General features: G+C 71.3%; 15 protein-coding genes. 6 read left to right on the top strand and 9 right to left on the bottom strand.

The genetic code is table 11. The features are described from left to right. Positions 1-2: 2 nt before the first annotated feature. The 8 genes from cobA to ACIPQB_RS03265 all read right to left on the bottom strand — a co-directional run bounded on the left by cobA (position 3) and on the right by ACIPQB_RS03265 (position 10,630). Positions 3-809, bottom strand: coding sequence for a uroporphyrinogen-III C-methyltransferase (cobA, locus tag ACIPQB_RS03300; protein WP_446483767.1), 807 nt, complete (start codon positions 807-809; stop codon positions 3-5). Then, entirely contained in the window at positions 799-3,477 is a 2,679-nt protein-coding gene (locus tag ACIPQB_RS03295; RefSeq protein WP_446483766.1) for a molybdopterin-dependent oxidoreductase, read from the bottom strand. Before ACIPQB_RS03295 ends, cobA begins: the two co-directional genes overlap by 11 nt. 1 nt (position 3,478) lies before the next feature. Beyond that, positions 3,479-3,823 carry a nitrite reductase small subunit NirD gene (nirD, locus tag ACIPQB_RS03290; protein WP_446483765.1) on the bottom strand — a complete coding sequence of 115 codons (345 nt, stop codon included), beginning with the start codon at positions 3,821-3,823 and terminating at the stop codon, positions 3,479-3,481. After that, positions 3,820-6,285 (bottom strand): nitrite reductase large subunit NirB, encoded by a 2,466-nt coding sequence (gene nirB, locus ACIPQB_RS03285; RefSeq protein WP_446483764.1) that lies wholly within the window; start codon positions 6,283-6,285, stop codon positions 3,820-3,822. Before nirB ends, nirD begins: the two co-directional genes overlap by 4 nt. 26 nt (positions 6,286-6,311) lie before the next feature. Further along, positions 6,312-7,532: a nitrate/nitrite transporter gene (locus tag ACIPQB_RS03280; RefSeq protein WP_446483763.1), complete on the bottom strand. Its 1,221-nt coding sequence runs from the start codon at positions 7,530-7,532 to the stop codon at positions 6,312-6,314. Between the two features lie 261 nt (positions 7,533-7,793). Then, positions 7,794-8,945, bottom strand: a complete 1,152-nt coding sequence (locus ACIPQB_RS03275) for a CmpA/NrtA family ABC transporter substrate-binding protein (protein WP_446483762.1) — start codon at positions 8,943-8,945, stop codon at positions 7,794-7,796. Next, the gene (locus tag ACIPQB_RS03270) at positions 8,942-9,520 is read right to left on the bottom strand and encodes an ANTAR domain-containing response regulator (protein ID WP_446483761.1); all 579 of its coding nucleotides are present in this window, start codon (positions 9,518-9,520) and stop codon (positions 8,942-8,944) included. The genes ACIPQB_RS03275 and ACIPQB_RS03270 overlap by 4 nt, the downstream gene beginning before the upstream one ends. 183 nt (positions 9,521-9,703) lie before the next feature. After that, entirely contained in the window at positions 9,704-10,630 is a 927-nt protein-coding gene (locus ACIPQB_RS03265; RefSeq protein ID WP_446483760.1) for a LysR family transcriptional regulator, read from the bottom strand. A 100-nt stretch (positions 10,631-10,730) separates the two neighbouring features. Here ACIPQB_RS03265 and ACIPQB_RS03260 point away from each other — a divergent pair, with 100 nt between their 5' ends. After that, entirely contained in the window at positions 10,731-11,894 is a 1,164-nt protein-coding gene (locus tag ACIPQB_RS03260) for an MFS transporter (RefSeq protein ID WP_446483759.1), read from the top strand. A 32-nt stretch (positions 11,895-11,926) separates the two neighbouring features. Continuing rightward, the gene (locus tag ACIPQB_RS03255) at positions 11,927-12,961 is read left to right on the top strand and encodes an aldo/keto reductase (RefSeq protein ID WP_446483758.1); all 1,035 of its coding nucleotides are present in this window, start codon (positions 11,927-11,929) and stop codon (positions 12,959-12,961) included. Between the two features lie 9 nt (positions 12,962-12,970). On the opposite strand, the gene ACIPQB_RS03250 is transcribed toward ACIPQB_RS03255, so the two are convergent. Then, positions 12,971-14,194: an ROK family protein gene (locus tag ACIPQB_RS03250; protein WP_446483757.1), complete on the bottom strand. Its 1,224-nt coding sequence runs from the start codon at positions 14,192-14,194 to the stop codon at positions 12,971-12,973. Between the two features lie 166 nt (positions 14,195-14,360). On the opposite strand from ACIPQB_RS03250, the gene ACIPQB_RS03245 reads away from it, so the two are divergent. The 4 genes from ACIPQB_RS03245 to ACIPQB_RS03230 are packed head-to-tail and all read left to right on the top strand — an operon-like array spanning position 14,361 to position 21,065. Further along, positions 14,361-15,284, top strand: a complete 924-nt coding sequence (locus tag ACIPQB_RS03245; protein ID WP_446483756.1) for an ROK family protein — start codon at positions 14,361-14,363, stop codon at positions 15,282-15,284. Beyond that, a complete protein-coding gene (locus ACIPQB_RS03240) occupies positions 15,271-16,803 on the top strand; it encodes a carboxylesterase/lipase family protein (RefSeq protein WP_446483755.1) in 1,533 nt (510 codons plus the stop codon). Before ACIPQB_RS03245 ends, ACIPQB_RS03240 begins: the two co-directional genes overlap by 14 nt. A gap of 57 nt (positions 16,804-16,860) precedes the next feature. Continuing rightward, complete coding sequence (locus ACIPQB_RS03235) at positions 16,861-20,307, top strand: glycosyl hydrolase 2 galactose-binding domain-containing protein (protein ID WP_446483754.1); 3,447 nt, start codon at positions 16,861-16,863, stop codon at positions 20,305-20,307. Further along, positions 20,307-21,065, top strand: a complete 759-nt coding sequence (locus tag ACIPQB_RS03230; RefSeq protein WP_446483753.1) for an SGNH/GDSL hydrolase family protein — start codon at positions 20,307-20,309, stop codon at positions 21,063-21,065. Before ACIPQB_RS03235 ends, ACIPQB_RS03230 begins: the two co-directional genes overlap by 1 nt. Positions 21,066-21,152: the final 87 nt, after the last annotated feature.

Here is a 21,152-nt window from a genome sequence, read left to right as displayed (position 1 = left end):
GCCTACCCGCGCCGGCGATCAGGCCAAGCCAGGGCGCCGGAGGACGGCGCCGGCGCCTCGCGCACCAGCTCCAGCGCGTCGGCGGCCTGGGCCGCGACCTCGCCGATGATGATCAGCAACGGGCCGCCGCGGGTGTCGGCCAGGCGGTCGGCCAAGGTCGCCAGGGTGCCCTGATAGAGCCGGGCGTCGGCGCCGCCGGCCTGCTCGACCGCTAGGGCCGGCGTGTCGGGCGCGCGGCCGGCGGCGATCATCCGGGCGCTGAGGGCGGCCGCGACCTCGCCGCCCATATAGACCGCCATGGTCGCCTCGGGATCGGCGGCGACGCTCCAGTCGCCGGCCAGGGCGCCGGCCTCGAGGCGGGCGGTGGTGAACACCACGCGGCGGGCCTCGCCGCGATGGGTCAGGGGGAAACCGAACTGGGCGGCCGCGGCGCAGGCGGCGGTGACGCCGGGCACCACCTCGACCGGCACGCCGTGGCGGCGCAGGAAGGCGGACTCCTCGCCGACCCGGCCGAACACCGAAGGATCGCCGCCCTTCAGTCGCACGACCCGCAGGCCCTTGCGGGCCCAGCGCAGCATCAGGCGGTTGATCTCGTCCTGGTGCATGCTGGGCTTGCCGGCCCGCTTGCCGGTCTGGATGCGCACGCAGCCGGGCGGAGCCAGGGCGATGGCCTCCTCGGAGATCAGGGCGTCATAGAGCAGGGCCTGGGCGCTCTCGACCGCGCGGACGGCGCGGACGGTCATCAGGTCGACCGGGCCGGGACCGGCGCCGACCAGCAGGACGCGGCCGGCTTGAGGATCAGGCGACATGGACTGGCTCCTTGGAAGGCGAAACGGCGGCGGTGATCATCCGGGCGATCTCGGGACGGCAGGAGCCGCAGTTGGTTCCCGCCCCGGTGGCGGCGCCGACCGCGTCGGGATCGGCGGCGCCGGCGGCGATGGCGGCCTGCACGGCCCTGGCGCCGACCTTCAGGCAGGCGCAGACCAGCGGACCCTTGTCGACCGGAGCGCCGGGGGGGCGGCCGAACAGCAGGGCCGAGCGGGCCTCGGCGCCCAGGACCGGCAGGGCGAACAACTCGGCCAGCCAGTCGCGCGCCGGCAGGCGGCCGGCGACGGTCATGAACAGCACGGCGACCAGCCGGCCCTCGTGGATCCAGGCTTCGCGCCGCGCGCCGCTGGCGACGTCGTCATAGGCCACGACCTCGCCGACCAGGCCCTTGGTCAAGGCCTTGCGCACCGCCTCGCGCTGGACCGCGTCGCCGCGGCCGGCGAACTCGTGCAGCTGGCAGGCGTCCTGCGGAATGCGCCGCCAGACCAGGTCCTGGCCGGCCGGCGCCGAAAGGCTGTCGGGGGTCAGCAGGAAGCCCTTCCAGGTCTCGCGATAGGCGCGGATCCGAGCCGGGGTGTGCTTGAACTCCGGCTGGCCGGAGGTCGGATCGAGATTGGGGGCGATCAGGTGGTTGGAGCGGCCGGACGGTGCGAAGGCGTCGGTCCAGTGCATGGGCATGAACAGCCCGCCGGGCCGCTGGCGGTCGGTCAGCTTGGCCAGGGCGACGGCCTCGCCGCGGACGGTGATCACCCGGGCCAGCATGCCGTCCTTCAGGCCCACGGCCTCGGCGTCGGCCGGATGGACCTCGACATAGGGCTCGGGGGCGTGGCGGCAGAGGTCCGGCGCCAGGCCGGTGCGGGTCATGGTGTGCCACTGGTCGCGGATGCGGCCGGTGTTGAGCGACAGCGGATAGACGCCGTCCGTGGCGTCAGCCGGGCCGCGCGGCCGGGTCGGGATCATCCGGGCGCGGCCGTCGGGGGTCTGGAACCGGCCGTCGGTGAACAGGCGCGGCGTGCCCTGCCCATCGGCGGCCACCGGCCACTGCACCGGGGCCATCGCCCCATAGGCCTCGGGGCTGAGGGTCGACAGGCCCGAGAGATTGAGCACCCGGCCGGTGTTCTCATAGGCCGTCAGCCGGGCCCATTCGCGGAACACGCTGGCCTGCGAGGCCCAGCCGAAGCCGTCGAAGCCCATGGCCTTGCCGACGTCGGCGACGATCCGCCAGTCGGCCCGCGCCTGGCCAGGGGCCGGGAACAGCGCCCGCTGGCGCGAGATGCGGCGTTCGGAATTGGTGACCGTGCCGTCCTTCTCGCCCCAGGCCAGGGCCGGCAGCTTGACGTCGGCGAAGGCGGTGGTGTCGGTCTCGACGCAGTCGGACACCACCACGAACGGGCAGCGGTCCAGGGCCTCGCGCACCCGTCCGGCGTCGGGCAGGCTGACGGCGGGATTGGTGGCCATCACCCAGACGGCCTTGATCTTGCCGGCGTGGATGGCCTCGAACATGTCGACGGCCTTGAGCCCCGGGGCGCGGGCGGTGTCGGGCGCGCCCCAGAAGCGGGCGACGCGGTCGCGCTCCTCGGGGGCGAAGTCCATGTGGCCGGCCAGGGTGTTGGCCATGCCGCCGGTCTCGCGCCCGCCCATGGCGTTGGGCTGGCCGGTGATCGAGAACGGGCAGGCGCCCGGCTTGCCGATCCGGCCGGTGGCCAGGTGGACATTGAGGATCGACAGGCCCTTGGCCGTGCCCTGGGCCGACTGGTTGGCGCCCATCGAAAACAGGCTGACCGTCCTGGGATGAGCGGCGAACAGGTCGTAGAAGGCGACCAGGTCGTCCAGCGCCACGCCGCAGTCGGCGGCGACGGCGGCCGGCGACTGGTCGATCTCGGCCAGGGCCGCCTCGATGTCGGCGAAGCCGTTGACGTGGGCGGCGATGTAGGCGCGGTCGACCGCGCCGCGGCGGATCAGCTCGGCCAGCAGGCCGTTCCACAGGCGCACGTCGCTCTGCGGGGCGATGGCCAGGTGCAGGTCGGCGCCCTCGGCGGTGTCGGTGCGGCGCGGGTCGATGACCACATGCTTCTGGCCGCGGGCCCTGGCCGCCTCCATGCGGCGGAACAGCACCGGATGGGTCCAGGCGGCGTTGTGGCCGCTGAACACCACCAGGTCGGCCAGGTCGAGGTCCTCGTAGCAGCCGGGCACAAGGTCGGCGCCGAAGGCCTGCTTGTGGGCGGCGACGGCCGAAGCCATGCACAGCCGGCTGTTGGTGTCGATATTGCCCGAGCCGATGAAGCCCTTCATCAGCTTGTTGGCGACGTAGTAGTCCTCGGTCAGGATCTGGCCCGAGACGTAGAAGGCGACGCTGTCGGGGCCGTGCTTGGCGATGGTGTCGCGAAAGCGCTTGGCGACCAGGGCGGTGGCCTCAGTCCAGCTGGCCGTGCGGCCGCCGATGGTCGGCTCCAGCAACCGGCCCTGCAGCCCGACCGTCGCCCCCAGCGCCGTGCCCTTCGAGCACAGCCGGCCAAGGTTGGCCGGGTGGGAGGCGTCGCCGGCCACCGACAGCGTCCGGCCTTCCGCCACGACGCCGGCCACGCCGCAGCCGACCCCGCAATAGGGACAGGCGGTCTTGACCGTGATCGCGGCGCCGCCGTCGGCCATGCTAGCCGCCCGTCGCCAGGCTGAGCAGCAGGCGGCCGTCGCGCACTTCCAGCGGCACCACCGGCGTGCAGCCCTTGCCCTTGTCGGCGCCCATCGGCTCGCCGCTGGCCAGGTCGATCGACCAGTTGTGCAGCGGGCAGGCCACGGCCCGGCCGTGGACGATGCCCTGGCTCAGCGGGCCGCCCTTGTGCGGGCAGGCGTCCATCAGGGCGAACACCTCGCCGTCGCCGGTGCGGAAGATGGCGATGTCGCCCCGCGGGCTGGGCACCCGGCGGGCGCCGCGGCGGGGAATGTCGGTCACCGCGCCGACATCGACCCAGACGGGAGTGGGAACGTGAGCGTTCATGCGGGTGCGAACTCCATCCGGCGGCTCATGGGGGTGAATTCCTCGGTGTGGCGCCCGGCCACCCGCTCGGCCCAGGGGTCGATGCGGGCGAAGCGCTGCGAATAGACGAAGCGGTCGTAGAGGGCCTTGCGCTGATCCGGATCGGTGACCTGGGCCTGGATCGACTCCAGACCGACCCGCGCCATCCACTTGTAGACCCGCTCCAGGTACCAGCCCTCCTCGCGGTAGAGTTGCATGGCCGCGGCGATCACCCAGACGGCTTCATCCTCGGTCGCCACCCGGGTCAGCACCTGGGTGCCCTGGATGTGCAGGCCGGCGGCGCCGCCGATGTGGATCTCGTAACCGCTGTCGACGCAGACCACGCCGAAGTCCTTGCAGGTGGCCTCGGCGCAGTTGCGCGGGCAGCCCGACACCGCCAGCTTGACCTTGGCCGGCGACCACGAGCCCCAGAGGAACTTCTCCAGGCGCACGCCCAGGCCGGTGGAGTCCTGGGTGCCGAACCGGCACCAGTCGCTGCCGACGCAGGTCTTCACCGTACGCAGGCCCTTGGCGTAGGCGTGGCCGCTGACCATGCCCGCGGCGTTGAGGTCGGCCCAGACGGCCGGCAGGTCGTCCTTCTTGACGCCCAGCAGGTCGATGCGCTGGCCGCCGGTGACCTTGACCGCCGGGATCTGGAACTTGTCGGCGACGTCGGCGATGGCCCGCAGCTCGTCCGGGGTGGTCATGCCGCCCCACATCCGCGGCACGACCGAATAGGTGCCGTCCTTCTGGATGTTGGCATGGACCCGCTCGTTGATGAACCGCGACTGCTTGTCGTCGCGATATTCGGCCGGCCAGGCGCACAGCAGGTAGTAGTTCAGGGCCGGTCGGCAGGACGAGCAGCCGTCGGGCGTGGTCCATTCCATCGCCTGCATCACCGCCGGCATGGACTTCAGCTCCCACTCGACGATGGCCTTGCGCACCGCGCCATGCGGGTGGTGCGTGCATTTGCACATCGGCTTGGGGCCGGTCTGTTCCTTGAAGCTGTCGCCCAGGGTCAGCTTCAGCACCTGCTCGACCAGCGGCGTGCACGACCCGCACGAGGCCGAGGCCTTGGTCACCGCCTTCACGTCGTCCAGGGTCGTGAGGCCTTGGGTGGTGATGGCCGAGACGATCGAACCCTTGCAGACGCCGTTGCAGCCGCAGATTTCCTGCGTGTCGGGCATGGCCGCAACGGCCGCATTAGGGTCCAGGCCGGACAGCCCTTCCGTGATGGCCTGGCCGAAGATCAGGGTCTCGCGGATGTCGGTGACCGAGGTCCCGGCCCGCATCAGGTCGAAGTACCAGTTGCCGTCGGCGGCGTCGCCGAACAGCACCGCCCCGGCCACCTTGCCGTCCTCGATGACCACGCGCTTGTAGACGCCGCGGCCGGCGTCGCGGAACACGATGTCCTCGCAGCCGTCGCCGCCGGCGAACTTGCCGGCCGAGAACACGTCGACGCCCGAGACCTTCAGGCGGGTCGAGAGGACGGAGCCCTCATAGGCCCCCTCGCCGTCGGTCAGGGCCTGGGCCAGGGCCCGGCACATGTCCCAGATCGGCGCGACCAGTCCGTAGCAGTTGCCGCGGTGCTCGACGCATTCGCCGACCGCGAACACCGCCGGGTCGGAGCAGCGCATGGCGTCGTCGACGACCACGCCGCGATTGACCGTCAGGCCGGCGGCCCGGGCCAGGGCGGCGTTGGGCTTGATGCCCACAGCCATGACCAGCAGGTCGCAGGGTAGGACGCGGCCGTCCTTCAGCTTCAGGCCGGTGACCTGGCCGTCCTCGCCGACGATCTCCTCGGAATGGGCGCCCATCACCGTCTCGACGCCGCGTTCGGCCAAGGCCTCGCGCAGCAGGAAGCCGGCGCTCTCGTCCAGCTGCCGCTCCATCAGCACGTCCATCAGGTGGACGACCGTGGCGGCCATGCCGCGGCGCGCCAGGCCGTAGGCGGCCTCCAGCCCCAGCAGGCCGCCGCCGATCACCACGGCCCGCGCGCCCGGCTTGGCCGAGGCCGCGACCATGGCCTCGACGTCGTCGAGGTCGCGGAAGGTGACCACGCCCTTCAGGTCGATGCCCGGCAGCGGCAGGCGGAACGGGTCCGAGCCGGTGGCCAGGATCAGCTTGTCGTAGGGGACTTCCAGCCCGCCCTCGGCGGCGACCGTCCTGCGCTCCAGGTCGACGACGGTGACCGCTCGCCCGGCGTGCAGGGTGATGCCGTTGTCGGCGTACCAGGCCTCGTCGTTGATGACGATGTCGGCGAAGCTCTTCTCGCCCGCCAGCACCGGCGACAGCATGATGCGGTTGTAATTGACCCGGGGCTCGGCCCCGAAGATGGCGATGTCGTAGCGTTCGGGGTCGCGCTTGAGGACTTCCTCGACCGCCCGGCAACCGGCCATGCCGTTGCCGATGACGACCAGGCGTTCCTTGGGAGGAATGGTCATGGCTTTGCTCAATCTCAAAGGCAGGGTCAGACGCGGATCGGCGCGGAGTCGGCGTGCAGTGTCGGCCAGACCGACCGCCAGCGGGACTTCAGCCCGTGCAGGGCGACCAGGGCGAACACCGCCAGGGCGGCGAAGCCGAGGAAGCCGACCTGGTAGTCGCCGGTCATCTTCTTGGCCATGCCCAGGGTCGAGGCCAGGTAGAAGCCGCCGATGCCGCCGGTCATGCCGATCAGGCCGGTCATCACCCCGATCTCCTTGCGGAACCGCTGCGGGGCCAGTTGGAAGACCGCGCCGTTGCCGGCGCCCAGGGCCAACATCGAGAACATCAGCACGCCCAGGGCCAGGTAGGGCGAGGACAGCTTGAAGCTGGCGACGGTCAGGCCGGTGGCGGCCAGGGCGTAGACGAAGCTCAGGGTCCGCACCCCGCCGAAGCGGTCGGCCAGGGCGCCGCCGACCGGGCGGATGAACGAGCCGGCGAACACGCAGGCGGCGGTGAAGAAGCCGGCGATCACCGGGTCCAGGCCGTATTCGGAGTTGAAATAGATGGTCAGGGACGAGGCCAGGCCGACGAAGCCGCCGAAGGTCACGCCGTAGAGCAGCATCAGCCACCAGGCGTCGGGCACCTTCAGCACGTCCATATATTCGGCCAGCTTCTTGGGAGCGGGCTGCTCGGGGGCGTCCTTGGCCAGCAGCATATAGACCACGAAGGCCACGGCCAGCGGCAGGGCGGCCAGGCCGATGACGTTCTGCCAGCCGAAGCTCTTGGCCAGGATCGGCGCGAACAGGGCCGCCAAGGCGGTGCCCGAATTGCCGGCCCCGGCGATGCCCAGGGCCAGGCCCTGATGCTCCCGCGGATACCAGCGAGAGGCCAGCGGCAGGGCGACGGCGAAGGAAGAGCCGGCGACGCCGAGCACCAGGCCCAGGACCAGCACCTGGTGGTAGTTGTGGATCCCCAGGCCCCAGGCCAGGGCCAGGCCGGTCAGCACGACCAGCTGGCCGACCATCCCGGTCTTCTTGGGGCCGATGCGGTCGACCAGCACGCCGTTGACCAGCCGCAGCAGGGCGCCGGCCAGGACCGGCACGGCGACCATCATGCCCTTCTGGGCCGGATCGAGGTGGAACTCCTTGGCGATGGCCACGCCCAGCGGGCCCAGGATCACCCAGACCATGAAGCTGAGGTCGAAATAGAGGAACGCGGCGAACAGGGTCGGCGTGTGGCCGGCCTTCAGGAAATCGCGAGAAAGCATGGAAGCCCTCGGGGTTGCGTGTCTGCGAGAGGAGGCGGGTCGCGCCTGGCGGGTGACCGCATCCGAGCGGTCGTCTCTGGCAGCCACGAACGCCGTTGTTCGGAGGCCTTGCGCTCATTGAAGGCTGGAACGGTCGACGGAGTCACGCGCCATACCGCAATGCGGCATGACGGAATCGCCCATCGCGCAGTTGCTCAGCAAATTGGCAGCCCCCGTGCTCGAACTATGAGCATTTCGGGCGACCGGATTTGGCGGCGGCGCTCAGGCCCGCGCTCGCCCGATGGCGAAACTCGCGGCATAGGCCCTGGCGGCGGCGGGGTCGAACGGCTCGGCGTCGAACAACCGGGCCGGTGGGGCGGGCGCGTCGGCGAAGACCAGGGCCGGATCGAGGACCGGGCCGAGCGACAGTGCTGCATCGCGGAACAGGTCCGGGCGATAGACCCGGTCGGCGACGGCGCCCAGGTCCAGGTCGCCATCCACCTGCCCCCAGCGGACCATCTGCGACAGGAACCACAGGGCGTGCTCGCGGCGCGGCAGGCCGGCGGCGGCCTGGTGGAAGACGATCTCCCGCTTCAGGGCCCGGGCCAGCAGCTCCGGCTCCGCGCCGACATAGTCGGGCCGGGCCAGCAGGGCGACCAATTCGGCGTGGTTGCCCGGCTCGTCGGCCCAGGCCGCGGCGCGGATCAGGGCCCGCAGAGCCGCTCGCAGCTCGTCGGGATGCCGCGCCGCCCAGGCGGCGGTCAGGCCGAACACCTTGTCGGGCCCGCCCGCCCAGAACTCCGAGGCCTTGATCAGCAACTCGCCCAGGCCTTCGCTGACCGCGGCGGCGTTCCACGGGGCGCCGACGCAGAAGCCGTCGATATCGCCCGAGCCCAGGTGCTCCACCATCCGCGGCGGGGGCGTCACCACCAGGCGGACGTCACGGTCCGGGTCGATCCCCGCCTCGGCCAGCCAGTAGCGCAGGGCGTAGTTGTGCATCGAGTGCGGATAGACCACGGCGAAGGTCAGCAGCGCCGCGCCCTGGGTCCGCCGGAATTCGATCAGCCGGGCCAGCGGCCGGGCGCTGACCGGGCTGGCGGCCATGCCTTCCGGATCGATATCGCGCAAGGCCAGGGCCAGGGCGGTCGAAACCGTGATGCCGCCCCCGTTCAGGTTCAGGGCCAGGGGCGCGAGCATCGGCCCGGTCGCCGCTCCGTCGTTCAGCCCGGCCGCCAGGGCCATCGGGGCCAGCATGTGGGCCCCGTCGAGAGCCCCCACGGTGACCTTGTCGCGGATCGTCGCCCACGAGACCTCGCGGCTGAGCGCCACCTCCAGCCCCTCTTCGGCGAAGAAGCCCTGGGCCTTGGCGACCACCAGCGGCGCGCAATCGGTCAGCGGGATGAAGCCCAGCTTCAGGTCGGCGACACCAGTCATGACGGATCGCCCTTCAGGATGTTGGCGAAGGCCAGCAGGTCGGCGGCCACCGAGCCGATCGGCCGCCCCTTGTCCATGGCCAGCTTGCGCAGCAGCCGGTAGGCCCCGTCCTCGTCCAAGCCCCGCTCCCGCATCAGCAAACCCTTGGCCCGCTCGACCGTCTTGCGCGACTCCAGGTCGGCCTTGGCCTTGGCCAGGTCGTCGTGCAGCTGCTGGGTCAGGGCGAAGCGGCTCATGGCGACGTCGAGGATCGGGCGAACGCGAGCGGGCGCCAGGCCGTCGACGATATAGGCCGCGACCCCGGCCCGCACCGCCTGCTCAGCCAGGCCCGGCTCAGAGCGGTCGACGAACATCACCACCGGTCGCGGATTGTTCTGGCTGGCCTCGCGCAGGCTCTCCAGCGTGTCGCGGTCGGGACTGTCGGAGGCGATCACCACCACGTCCGGCGCGAAGGCCGCGACCTCGCGGGCGTCGAACGTCGCCGCCTGCCGCACCTCAAGCGGACTGATCCCCTCGAGCCCCTCGGCGACCAGGGCGGCGCGCGCGGGGTCCGGATCGATGACGAGAACACGCATGCGGACGTCCTAGATTTGACTGTAAGCGCCCGGCAAAGCCTGTTCCGCGTCCTGGCCACGCGAATCAACGGCAAAGCCTGTTTTTTGGGCAACTGCGTCAATCTTCGTCATCATACGCGGAGCGGACCCTGGGTCGGTCAAGTTTGTTTCGCCGGCGATTGCGGCTGATCGCCTCGGCGGAGCCTAGGGATCGGAAACCGGCGGGCGGGTCAGGTCGACCTCCCGAACCAGGAAGTCGATCAGGGCCCGCACCCGGGCCGGCAGCCGACCGCCGTGGCCGACATAGACGGCGTGGATCGCCTCGACGTCGCCGGGATTGTAGGCCTCCAGCACCGGGATCATCCGGCCGGCGGCGATGTCGCCGCCGATGTGGAAGTGCGACAGCCGCGCCAGCCCCTGTCCGGCCAGGACCAGCCGCCGCGAGGTCTCGCCGTCGCCGGCGGTGACGTCGCCCTGCACCGGCAGCGACAGCCGCTCGCCGTCGACGGTGAACGGCCACTTGTCGCAATGGCGGGCGAAGTTGAAGCCGATGCAGTTGTGGTCGGCCAGGTCGCACGGCGCAGCCGGCGCGCCGCGGCGGGCCAGGTAGGCCGGCGAGGCCACCACCGCCATCGGGCTTTCGCCCAGCTTGCGGGCCATCAGCTGCGAGGCCCGCAGCGGACCGACCCGGATCGCCAGGTCGGTGCGGGCGTCCATCAGGTCGACGACCAGATCGCTGAGCACGATGTCCAGCACCACCCGGGGATAGGCGGCGGAGAAGCGCGGGACCAGCGGCAGCAGGTGGTGCAGGCCGAACGGCACGTTGGAATTGACCCGCACCCGGCCGCGCGGCGCCTGGCTGGCGGCGACCATCGACTCGGCCTCGTCGATGTCGGCCAGCACCCGCAGCGCCCGCTCGTGGAACATCTCGCCCTCGGCAGTGAGCAGCAGCTTGCGGGTCGAGCGGTTGATCAGTCGCGCGCCCAGCCGCGCCTCCAGCCGGCTGATCAGCTTGCTGACCGCCGAGGGCGTCATCTTCAGGGCCCGGGCGGCGGGTGAAAAGCCGCCCAGGGTCACCACCCGGGCGAACACCTCCATCTCGCCGGAACGGTTGACGTCGATCCGCGCCATTTATGACTTGAACTCACAGCTGTGCATCTTTCCGCCAGTCTAATTCATGGTGTGGATCTGCACCACCTCTGCGTTTCCCTGATTGAAACGGAGTTCGCCCGTGCCCCTCGCCCTCTACGCCCTGACCGTCGGCGCCTTCGGCATCGGCGTCACCGAATTCGCGATCATGGGACTGCTGCTGCAGGTCTCGGCCGATCTCGGCGTCTCGGTGCCGACCGCGGGCCTGCTGATGACCGGCTACGCCCTGGGCGTCTTCGTCGGCGCCCCGATCCTGACGATCGCCACCCGCCGCTTGCCGCGCAAGACCACGCTGCTGGCCCTGATGGCCATCTTCACCGTCGGCAACATCGCCGCCGCCCTGGCCCCGACCTACGGCCTGCTGATGGCGGCGCGGATCGTCACCGCCCTGGCCCACGGCACCTTCTTCGGGGTCGGATCGCTGGTCGCCGTCAGTCTGGTTCCGCCGCAACGCAAGGCCTCGGCGATCGCCGTGATGTTCACCGGCCTGACCTTGGCCACCCTGCTGGGCGTGCCGTTCGGATCCTGGCTGGGCCTGGCCTTCGGCTGGCGCTCGACCTTCTGGGCGGTCGCGGCGGTCGGCGTGGTCGCCTTCACGGTGCTGGCCCTGCTGGTTCCGCGGGCCGAAGACGCCGCCGAACCCCCGCCGCTGCGCGAGGAGTTCGCGGTGCTCGCGCGGCCCCAGGTGCAGATCGGCCTGCTGATGACCGTCCTGGGCTTTGGCGGCGTGTTCGCGGTCTTCACCTATATCCAGCCGATCCTGACCGAGCTGGCCGGCTATTCGAAGGCGGCGGTGTCGCCGATCCTGCTGGTGTTCGGCGCGGGCCTGGTCGGCGGCAACCTGCTCGGCGGGCGCTGGGCCGACAAGGCGCTGGGTCCGGCCCTGCTGGGTTCGCTGACCCTGCTGAGCCTGGTGCTGGCGGCGGCCGGCCTGGCGTTCCACGACCGCATCGGGGCGGTGATCGCCGCCTTCCTGCTCGGCGCGGCCGCCTTCGCCACCGTGGCCCCGCTGCAGATGCGCGTGCTGCAGCAGGCCGGCGGCGCGGGCCAGGGCCTGGCCTCCAGCCTCAACATCGCCGCCTTCAACCTGGGCAACGCCTTCGGCGCCTGGCTCGGCGGGGCGGTGATCGCCCATGGCCCGGGCCTGTCGGCCGTGCCGCTGATCGCCGCCGGCGTGCCGCTCTCGGCCCTGGTCCTGGCGGCCCTGAGCCTGTCGGTCGAACGCCGCCGGCTGAAGGCGGCCTGAATTCTTCCCCCCGTCACGAAGAGGACGATCCCATGGACTACCGCTATCTCGGCGCCTCCGGGCTCAAGGTTCCGGCCCTCAGCTTCGGGGTCGCCACCTTCGGCGGCCAGGGCCCGCTGTTCAGCGCCTGGGGCGACACCGACGTCGCCGCGGCCCGCCGGCTGGTCGACATCTGCCTGGAGGCCGGCGTCACCCTGTTCGACACCGCCGACGTCTATTCGAACGGCGCCTCGGAGGCGATCCTCGGCGAGGCCCTGCACGGCCGCCGCGACGCGGCGCTGATCTCGACCAAGATCGGCCTGCCGATGGGCGAAGGGCCGCTGGAGGCGGGAACCTCGCGCCTGCGCCTGATCCGCGGCGTCGAGGCGGCGCTCAAGCGCCTGCGCACCGACCGCATCGACCTGCTGCAACTGCACGCCTTCGACGCCTTCACCCCGGCGGAGGAGACGCTGAAGGCCCTCGACGACCTCGTTGCAGCCGGCAAGGTGCTCTATGTCGGGGCCTCCAACTTCTCCGGCTGGCAGCTGATGAAGTCGCTGGCGCTCGCCGACCGCTATGGCTGGCCGCGCCATGTCGCCCACCAAGTCTATTATTCGCTGGTCGGTCGCGACTACGAGCATGAACTGATGCCCCTGGGCCTGGACCAGGGCGTCGGGGCCATGGTCTGGAGCCCGCTGGGCTGGGGCCGGCTGACCGGCAAGATCCGTCGCGGCCAGCCGCTGCCGGCCGTCAGCCGCCTGCACGAGACCGCCGACCTGGGGCCGCCGGTCGACGACGAGCGGCTCTATCGCGTGGTCGACGCCCTCGACGCGATCGCCGCCGAGACTGGCAAGACCTTGCCGCAGATCGCCCTCAACTGGCTGCTGCGCCGGCCCACCGTCGCCAGCGTCATCATCGGGGCCCGCAACGAGGACCAGCTGCGCCAGAACCTCGGCGCGGTCGGCTGGGCCCTGACCGCGGACCAGGTCGCGCGCCTCGATGCCGCCAGCGCCGTGGTCCCGGCCTATCCGCACTATCCCTACTGGCGCGAAGGCGGGTTCAAGGCGATCAATCCGCCGCCGGTCTAGGATCGAGGATTAGGCCTGGCTGGTCTTCATCAGGGCGGCGCGGGACGGCAGCAGCTGGTCCATGAACGGCAGCAGGGCCGCGCCGACCGCCGGGCCGTCGGCCGAGGTCGCCGCGCGCTCGACCGGGGCCAGGGCCGGCACGTCCTCGACCCGGGCCAGGCGGGCGTTCACCGCCTCGACCAGGCGGTCGATCAGCTGGGTGGGCAGGCGGCCGCCGATATAGATGGCCTCGGGATTGACCACGCAGCTGATGCCCACGAACGGCTGGACCAGCAGCTTGGCGCTGAGGGCGATCCAGGATTCGACCAGCGCCTGGCCCTCGTCCGACAGGTCGGCCAGGTGGTCGGGCCGGCTGGCGGCGATCCCGCTGGCTTCCAGATGGGCGTAGAGGGCCGACAGCGACACCACCCCCTGCAGCGAGCGGGCGGCGGTCTGGGGCGAGCGCACCGGCAGGAAGCCGATCTCGCCGCTGCGGCCCTGGGCCCCGCGGAAATAGTTGCCCTCGACCACCATGCCGCCGCCCAGCCCCGACGAAATCAGCACATAGAAGAAGCTGGGCTTGTGCAGCCCGTGGCCGAACTGCAGCTCGCCGAGGGCCGCCGCTGCGGCGTCATTCTCCAGGAAGACCGGCAGCGGCAGGATGTCGCCGAGCAGCTTGCCGATGTCGACCGAACTCCAGACATCGTAGTTTTCCGGCCGGTGCGGCAGGTCCACCCGGCCGAGGTCGTCGGGAAGGGCCACGCCGATGCCCGACAACCGCGGCGGCCGGTCCTTCCAGGGCGCCAGCATCCGGCGGACCTGGATTTGGCAGAACCGCGCCACGTCGGCGGGCAGCGGGAACTCGATCTCCTGGGTGGCCCTGGCCCGCACCGCCCCCATCAGGTCGAGCAGCACGATGGTGATGTGGTCGCGGTCGATATTGACCCCGATCGACAGGCAGCCCTCGGGATTGATCACCAGGTTCATGGCCGGCTGGCCGCGCGCGCCCTGCACCCGGCCGGCTTCGAGGATCAGCCGATCGTCGAGCAGCCGCTTGGTGATGTTGGCGACGGCGGGCGGCGTCAGGCCGGTGATCTCGGCCAGCACCACGCGGGTGACCGGGCCGTTGACCCGGATCGCCTGCAGGATCACCCGCTGATTATAGTCGCCGGCCCGCTCCAGATTGGTGCCCGACAGGCTTGCGCCCGCGGTGCGCTTCCGGTTTGACTTCCGCGAGGCTTCCAATGACGGCATCTCATGACCTTAGGTGTTGTCGTTCTAGTAGCATCGCCCAGGGCCAGGGCGATAGCGGAGCCTTGCCGCTGATTATTTAAATTGCTTTCATTATTCATCGCCCATGGCTATGAGCGAAATCGATGCGTGCGGGGCGGGCGCTCCGAAAAGGGCGAGGAAAGCGGGTTTGATTCAGGTCGGCGTTGATTTTGGCGGCACGAAGATCGAAGCCGCCGCCCTGTCGCTGGACGGCCGCTTCCTGGCCCGGGTCCGGGCCCCTAATCCCGGATCCTACGACGCGGCGATCGCCACGGTCCGCGACCTGATCGCCCAGGTCGAACAGCAGGCGGGCGGGCGCGGCTCGATCGGCGTCGGCGCGCCCGGCTCGGTGTCGCCGCGCACCGGCGTGATGCGCAACGCCAACTCCGTCTGGCTGAACGGCCGCCGGTTCCGCGAGGACCTGGAGACCGGCCTGGGCCGCCCGGTGCGCCTGGCCAACGACGCCAACTGCCTGGCCCTGTCCGAGGCCGTCGACGGCGCGGCGGCCGGCCTGAAGGTGACCTTCGCCGTGATCATCGGCACCGGCTGCGGCGGCGGTCTGGTGGTCGACGGCAAGCTGGTCGAAGGCGCCAACGGCCTGGCCGGCGAATGGGGCCACACGCCGCTGCCCTGGGCCAAGACCTATGAAGCGCCGGGTCCCGCCTGCTGGTGCGGCCGCCATGGCTGCCTGGAGACCTGGATCTCCGGCACCGGCCTGCGCCGCGACCACGCCGTCCGCACCGGCCAGGACCTGAGCGGCGAGGCGATCATCGCCGCCGCCCGGGCCGGCGACGCCGAGGCCGTGGTCAGCTTCGACCGCTATCTCGATCGCCTTGCCCGCGGCCTGGCGGTGATCTGCGACATCGTCGACCCCGACGCCTTCGTGTTCGGCGGCGGGCTGTCGAACGTCGGCGAGCTCTATGAGCGGCTGCCGGGCCTGATCGAGCCACACGTGTTCTCGGACGGTTGGCGCGCCAAGCTGGCGCCGGCCCTGTGGGGCGATTCCTCGGGCGTGCGCGGCGCGGCGCGGCTGTGGACCCCGGCCGAAGCCCAGGCCCATGTCGCCGCCTAGCCTCCTCCTCGCCGCCCTGACCGCCGCCCTGGCGCTCGGCGCGGCGGCGGGGCCCGGCTGGGCGCGCGAACAGGTGGTGGTCGCCGTGACTGGCGGCGCGATCCGAGGCGAGCGCCAGGGCGAGGGCGCGGTGTTCCGCGGCGTCCCCTTCGCTCAGCCGCCGGTCGGCGATCTGCGTTGGAAGCCTCCCGCCGCCGTTCGCCCCTGGACCGGTCCGCGCAACGCCCTGGTCTCTGGACCGCCCTGCCTGCAGCGCGCCTATGGCTGGAACGTCGCCGACGCCGCCGACAGCCGCGAGGACTGCCTCTATCTCGACGTCCGCACCCCGGCCCTGACGCCGGGCGCCCGCCTGCCGGTGATGGTGATGATCCACGGCGGCGCCAACCGGGCCGGCTCGGCGCGGGGGACGGCGGACTCCAGCCTCGTCGGGCAGGGCGTGGTGCTGGTGGCCGTGCAGTACCGGCTGGGCGTGTTCGGCTTCCTGTCGCATCCGGGCCTGACCGCGGAGTCGGGCCGCAATGCCTCGGGCAACTACGCCCTGATGGACCAGATCGCGGCCCTGCGCTGGGTGCGCGACAACATCGCCGCTTTCGGCGGCGACCCCGACAACGTAACGATCTTCGGCCACTCGGCCGGCGCCCAGGACGTCGGTCTGCTGATGGTCTCGCCCATGGCCGAGGGCCTGTTCGGCAAGGCGATCGAACAAAGCGGCACCGCCGGGTTCGGCCTGCCCCCGCGCGACCTGGCGCAAAACGAAAAGCTGGGCGACGACCTCGCCCAGGCGATCGGCGCGCCGAAGGGCGCCGCCGGCTTGGCCGCCCTCCGCGCCGCCTCCGCCGCTACCCTGCTCGACGCCGGCGAGCGCCTGAAGCCGCCGATCGACGACGACAGCTTCATCTGGCTGCAGGCGGTGATCGACGGCTGGGTGATCCCCCGCTCGCCGGCGGAGATCCTAGCGAGGGGCCGGCAGCGGCAGACGCCGCTGATCATCGGCAATTCGGCCCGCGAGCTGTCGCTGTTCGGCGGCCCCGGCAACGCCCGCGCCTGGGTTCGAGCCAATTACGGGGCTGAAGCGCCCCGCGCCCTGGCCCTGTACGGACTGGAAGCCGGCGCCGCGCCGGCCGCCGACCCGACTCTGGGCGACGTCGCCGACCAGGTCGCCGCCGATATCACCTTCCGCTGCCCGGCCAGTTGGGTGGCGGCGCGCCAGGCGGCGACCGGCCAAAAGGTCTGGCGCTACCAGCTCGACATCGCCGCCCCCGGCAAGGGCCCGGTGCGGCACGGATCGGAACTGCCTTTCGTCTTCGACACGCCGCCGGCCAACGCGACTGAGGCGACCTGGCCCCGGCTGCAGGCCTATTGGGCCAATTTCGCCCGCACCGGCGATCCGAACGGACCCGGCCTAACGCCTTGGCCCGCCTATGGGGCGGCGGCGGAGGCGATCGCCTTCACCGCCGCCGGACCCAGACCGACCCGCGACGATCGCGGGGCGCTCTGTCGACTACTGCCAAGACCCTGACCTACTGAACAGACGTCGAGCGATCCGCAGAGATCGCCCCCCAGAGGAGGAAACCAGATGACGACCCGGTTTATTCGACGCGCCTCGCGCCTGCCGCTGCTGGCGTCCTGCGCCTGGCTGATCGCCGCCGCGGCGGGCGCCCAGACCCCGTCCGCCTATGGCCCCTACAACGCCGACCTGCCGCGCGGCGGCGACGGCCTGGCCAAGCCCCTGGCCGGTTTGGCGCCGGGCGCGCATTTGCCGGCCGAGGGGCCCTGGTCGCTGCAGGGCTGGGTCAAGGCTTCGACCGTGCCGGCCGGCCGCGTCGTGGTGGCCGGGGTCGGCGACCCGGCGGCCGGCGGCCGCTTCCTGGCGCTGGACGACGGCGCGCCGGCCCTGTGGACGGGCGCGGCGACCGTGAGCGGCCAGGGCGCGTTGAAGCCGGGCGCCTGGCGCCACCTGGCCGCGGTGTCGGACGGCGGCAAGGTGTCGCTCTATGTCGATGGGGAGAAGGTGGGGGAGGGCGCGGCGGCGGCGATCGCCCCGGCGGCGGTGATGCAGCTGGGGCCGCGCCACCTGGCCGGAACCGTCCCGTTCGGCGGCCAGATCGCCGGCTTCACCGCCGAGGACCGGGCCCTGACCCCGGCCGAGCTCAAGACCCTGGCGGCCGCCAAGCCCGATCCGGCCCTGACCGTGTTCGAGAGCGGCAGCCCGTCCTGGCCGGTGCAGGTGCGGCAGATGTACGGCCAGGTCACGCCGCAGGACGCCTGGACCCGGCCCAAGAGCAAGGCGGCGATCTCCAAGCCCGTCGCCACGCCGCCCTATGCCGGCCCGGCCCTGCGCGCGGATGGCGACCGGGCCTGGATCGTGGCCCGCTGGTCCCTGGTCGAGGCGCCGAAAGTCACGGCTGACGGGACAGCGCTGTCAAAGCTCGGCTACGACGCCGCCGCCTGGTACCCCGCCACCGTGCCTGGCACGGTGCTGACCACCCTGGTCGACCGCGGCGTCTATCCCGACCCCGACTACGGCCTCAACAACACCGCCATCCCGGAATCGCTGAACAAGCAGGCCTACTGGTACCGCGCCGAGTTCGACGCGCCGGCCGAGCCTGCGGGCCGCCACCAGCAGCTGGTCTTCAAGGGGATCAACTACGCCGCCGAGGTCTGGCTGAACGGCGAGAAGCTGGGCGACATCGAGGGGGCCTTCGTCCGCGGCCGCTTCGACGTCACGGGCAGGCTGAAGCCCGGGGCGCGCAACGCCGTCGCGGTCAAGATCTCGCCGCCGCCGCATCCAGGCCTGGCCCACGAGGAGTCGCTGACGGCCGGGGTCGGCGAGAATGGCGGCATGCAGGCCCTCGACGGCCCGACCTTCATCGCCAGCGAGGGCTGGGACTGGATTCCCAGCGTCCGCGACCGCAACACCGGCCTGTGGCAGGACGTGGTGCTGCGCTCGACCGGTGCGGCGCGCCTGGGCGACAGCCATGTGGTCACCACCCTGCCCAGAGCCGACAACAGCCAGGCCGACGTCGAGATCACCGCGCCGGTCGAGAACCTGAGCGACGCTCCGGTCCAGGTCACTGTCCGCGCCGCCTTCGACGACGTGGCGGTCGAAAAGACCGCGACCCTGGCCCCGGGCGCCGGCGAGGTGCGGTTTTCGCCGGCCGAGTTCCCGCAGCTGTCGGTCAGGAATCCCAAGCTCTGGTGGCCCAACGGCTACGGCGAGCCGGCCCTGCACAAGCTGGCCCTGACGACCCTCGTCGACGGCCAGGTCTCGGACCGGCAGGACAGCCGGTTCGGCATGCGGCAGATGACCTATGAGCTGTCGCTGATGGACAGCGACGGCGACCTGCGGCGGGTCGAGGTCGACTTCGCCAAGGCCCGCCAGCTGGGCCAGGACATCACCGACGGCAGCCATGAGGGCGTGCGCAAGGTCGCCGACGGCTGGGCGACCTCGCTGACCAAGGTCGGCGAGACCTCGCCGGCGGTGCGCGACGTTCCCGACACCGGCCTGACGCCCTATCTGGTGCTCAAGGTCAACGGCGTGAAGATCGCCGCCCGCGGCGGCAACTGGGGCACGGACGACTGGCGCAAGCGGGTGTCGCGCCAGCGGCTGGAGCCTTATTTCCGCCTGCACCGCGACGCCCACCTTAATATCATCCGCAACTGGGTGGGGCAGAACACCGAGGACGTGTTCTACGACCTGGCCGACGAGTACGGCCTGCTGGTGCTCAACGACTTCTGGGCCTCGACCCAGGACTTCCAGCTGGAGCCGCAGGACGTGCCGCTGTTCCTGAAGAACGCCGCCGACGTCATCAGCCGCTATCGCAACCACCCCTCGATCGCCCTGTGGTTCGGCCGCAACGAGGGAATCCCGCAGCCGATCCTCAACGAGGGGCTGGAAAAGCTGGTCCACGACCTGGACGGCACGCGCTGGTACACCGGCAGCTCCAATCGCGTGAACCTGCAGAACAGCGGGCCCTATAACTACCGCGAGCCGGAGACCTATTTCACCGAGCACGCCAAGGGCTTCTCGGTCGAGGTCGGCACGCCGTCCTTCCCGACCCTGGAGGCCTTCGAGGCGGCGGTCCCGGCCGCCGACCGCTGGCCGATCAGCGACGCCTGGGCCTATCACGACTGGCACGCGACCGGGAACGGCGCGACCAAGACCTTCATGGACGCCATGGCCGCCAAGCTGGGTCCGGCCGTCAGCCTCGAGGACTTCGAGCGCAAGGCCCAGCTGATGAACTACGACACCCACCGGGCGATCTTCGAGGGCATGAACGCCCAGCTGTGGACCCAGTCGTCCGGCCGCCTGCTGTGGATGACGCAGCCGGCCTGGCCCAGCACCATGTGGCAGATCCTCAGCCACGACTACGACACCCACGCGGCCCATTACGGGACGCAGAAGGCGGCGGAAAAGGTCCACGTGCAGATGAGCCTGCCCGACCACCGGCTGGAGGCGGTCAACAACAGCCTGGCCCCGATCGCCGGGGCGACCCTGCGGGCCCGGGTGCTGGGGCTGGACGGCAAGTCGCTGGCCGAGCGCTCGAGCCGCATCGACGCGGCCGCCAACAGCGTGGCCCAGGGCGAGATCCTGGACCTGGCCGACCTGCTGACCGCCCAGGGCGCGCTGATCGTGCGGCTGGACCTGGCCGCCGCCGACGGCGCGCCGCTGTCGAGCAATCTCTACTGGCTGGCCCGCGACGCCGAGAGCAGCCGCAAGCTGTCGGACATGGCCGCCCAGCCGGTGTCGATCGCGGCCCGCTCGACCCGGGCGGGAGACGAGACGGTGGTCGCCGTGTCGCTGGTCAACACCGGCTCGGCCCCGGCCCTGACCGGCAAGCTGACCTTGGTCGACGGCAAGGGCGCGCGCATCCTGCCCGCCTATTACGCCGACAACTATGTCTCGCTGCTGCCGGGCGAGCGACGGACGGTGGAAATCCGCTATCCTGGCGGTCCGGTCGCCTGGGCCAGGGTCGAACTCCGGGGCTGGAACGTGAAGCCGGCCGTGGCGGGGGTGAAGTGATGCTGAATCGCAGGATGTTGCTGGCGGCCGGTATGTCCGCCCCGCTGATGGCCTCGGGCGCCCAGACCCAGGCCCAGGTCCAGGGCCCAGCGGCGACCTCGCCCCAGGCGGCCGCCGAGGAGCGGCTGCACAACGACTGGCCGTGGCTGGCGCGCTATCGCGAGGCCAACGCCGCCGACGCCGGCCTGCCGGACGCCCGGCGGCGGGTGGTGTTCATGGGCGACTCGATCACCCAGGGCTGGTTCGACAAGCGGCAGGCCTTTTTCACCGACAACGGCTTCCTGGGACGCGGCATCAGCGGCCAGACCACCGCCCAGATGCTGGTCCGGTTCTGGCCCGACGTGATCGCCCTGAAGCCGGCGGCGGTGCACATTCTGGCCGGCACCAACGACATCGCCGGCAATACCGGGCCCTATGACCCGCGGGCGACCTGCGACAATCTTCAGGCCATGGCAGCCCTGGCGCGGGCCAATGGCGTCAAGGTGATCCTCGCGGCTTTGACGCCGGCGGCGCGCTATCCCTGGCGGCCGGCCCTGCATCCGGATCAGGAGATTCCGCGCCTCAACGCCTGGATCGCCGCCTTCGCCCGCAGCCAGGGGCATGGCCTGGCCGACTACCCCGCCATCATGGACGACGGCCAGGCCGCGATGAAGCCGGGCCTGGCCTATGACGGCGTCCATCCCACGCTCGAAGGCTATGGCGTGATGGAGCCCGTCGCCCTGGCGGCGATCGCGCGGACGCTGAAAACGCGCGCCTGACACATCCCATAACAGAAATCGGTTTCGGAATTTGACAGAGCGGATTGACAGCGCTGTCGTACCCTCATAGGTTCAGGTCACCGGCTT

The sequence above is a fragment of the Caulobacter sp. LARHSG274 genome (assembly GCF_052871235.1).
The sequence above is the reverse complement of the archived record's forward strand: the minus strand, read 5'-3'. Positions and strand labels throughout refer to the sequence as shown.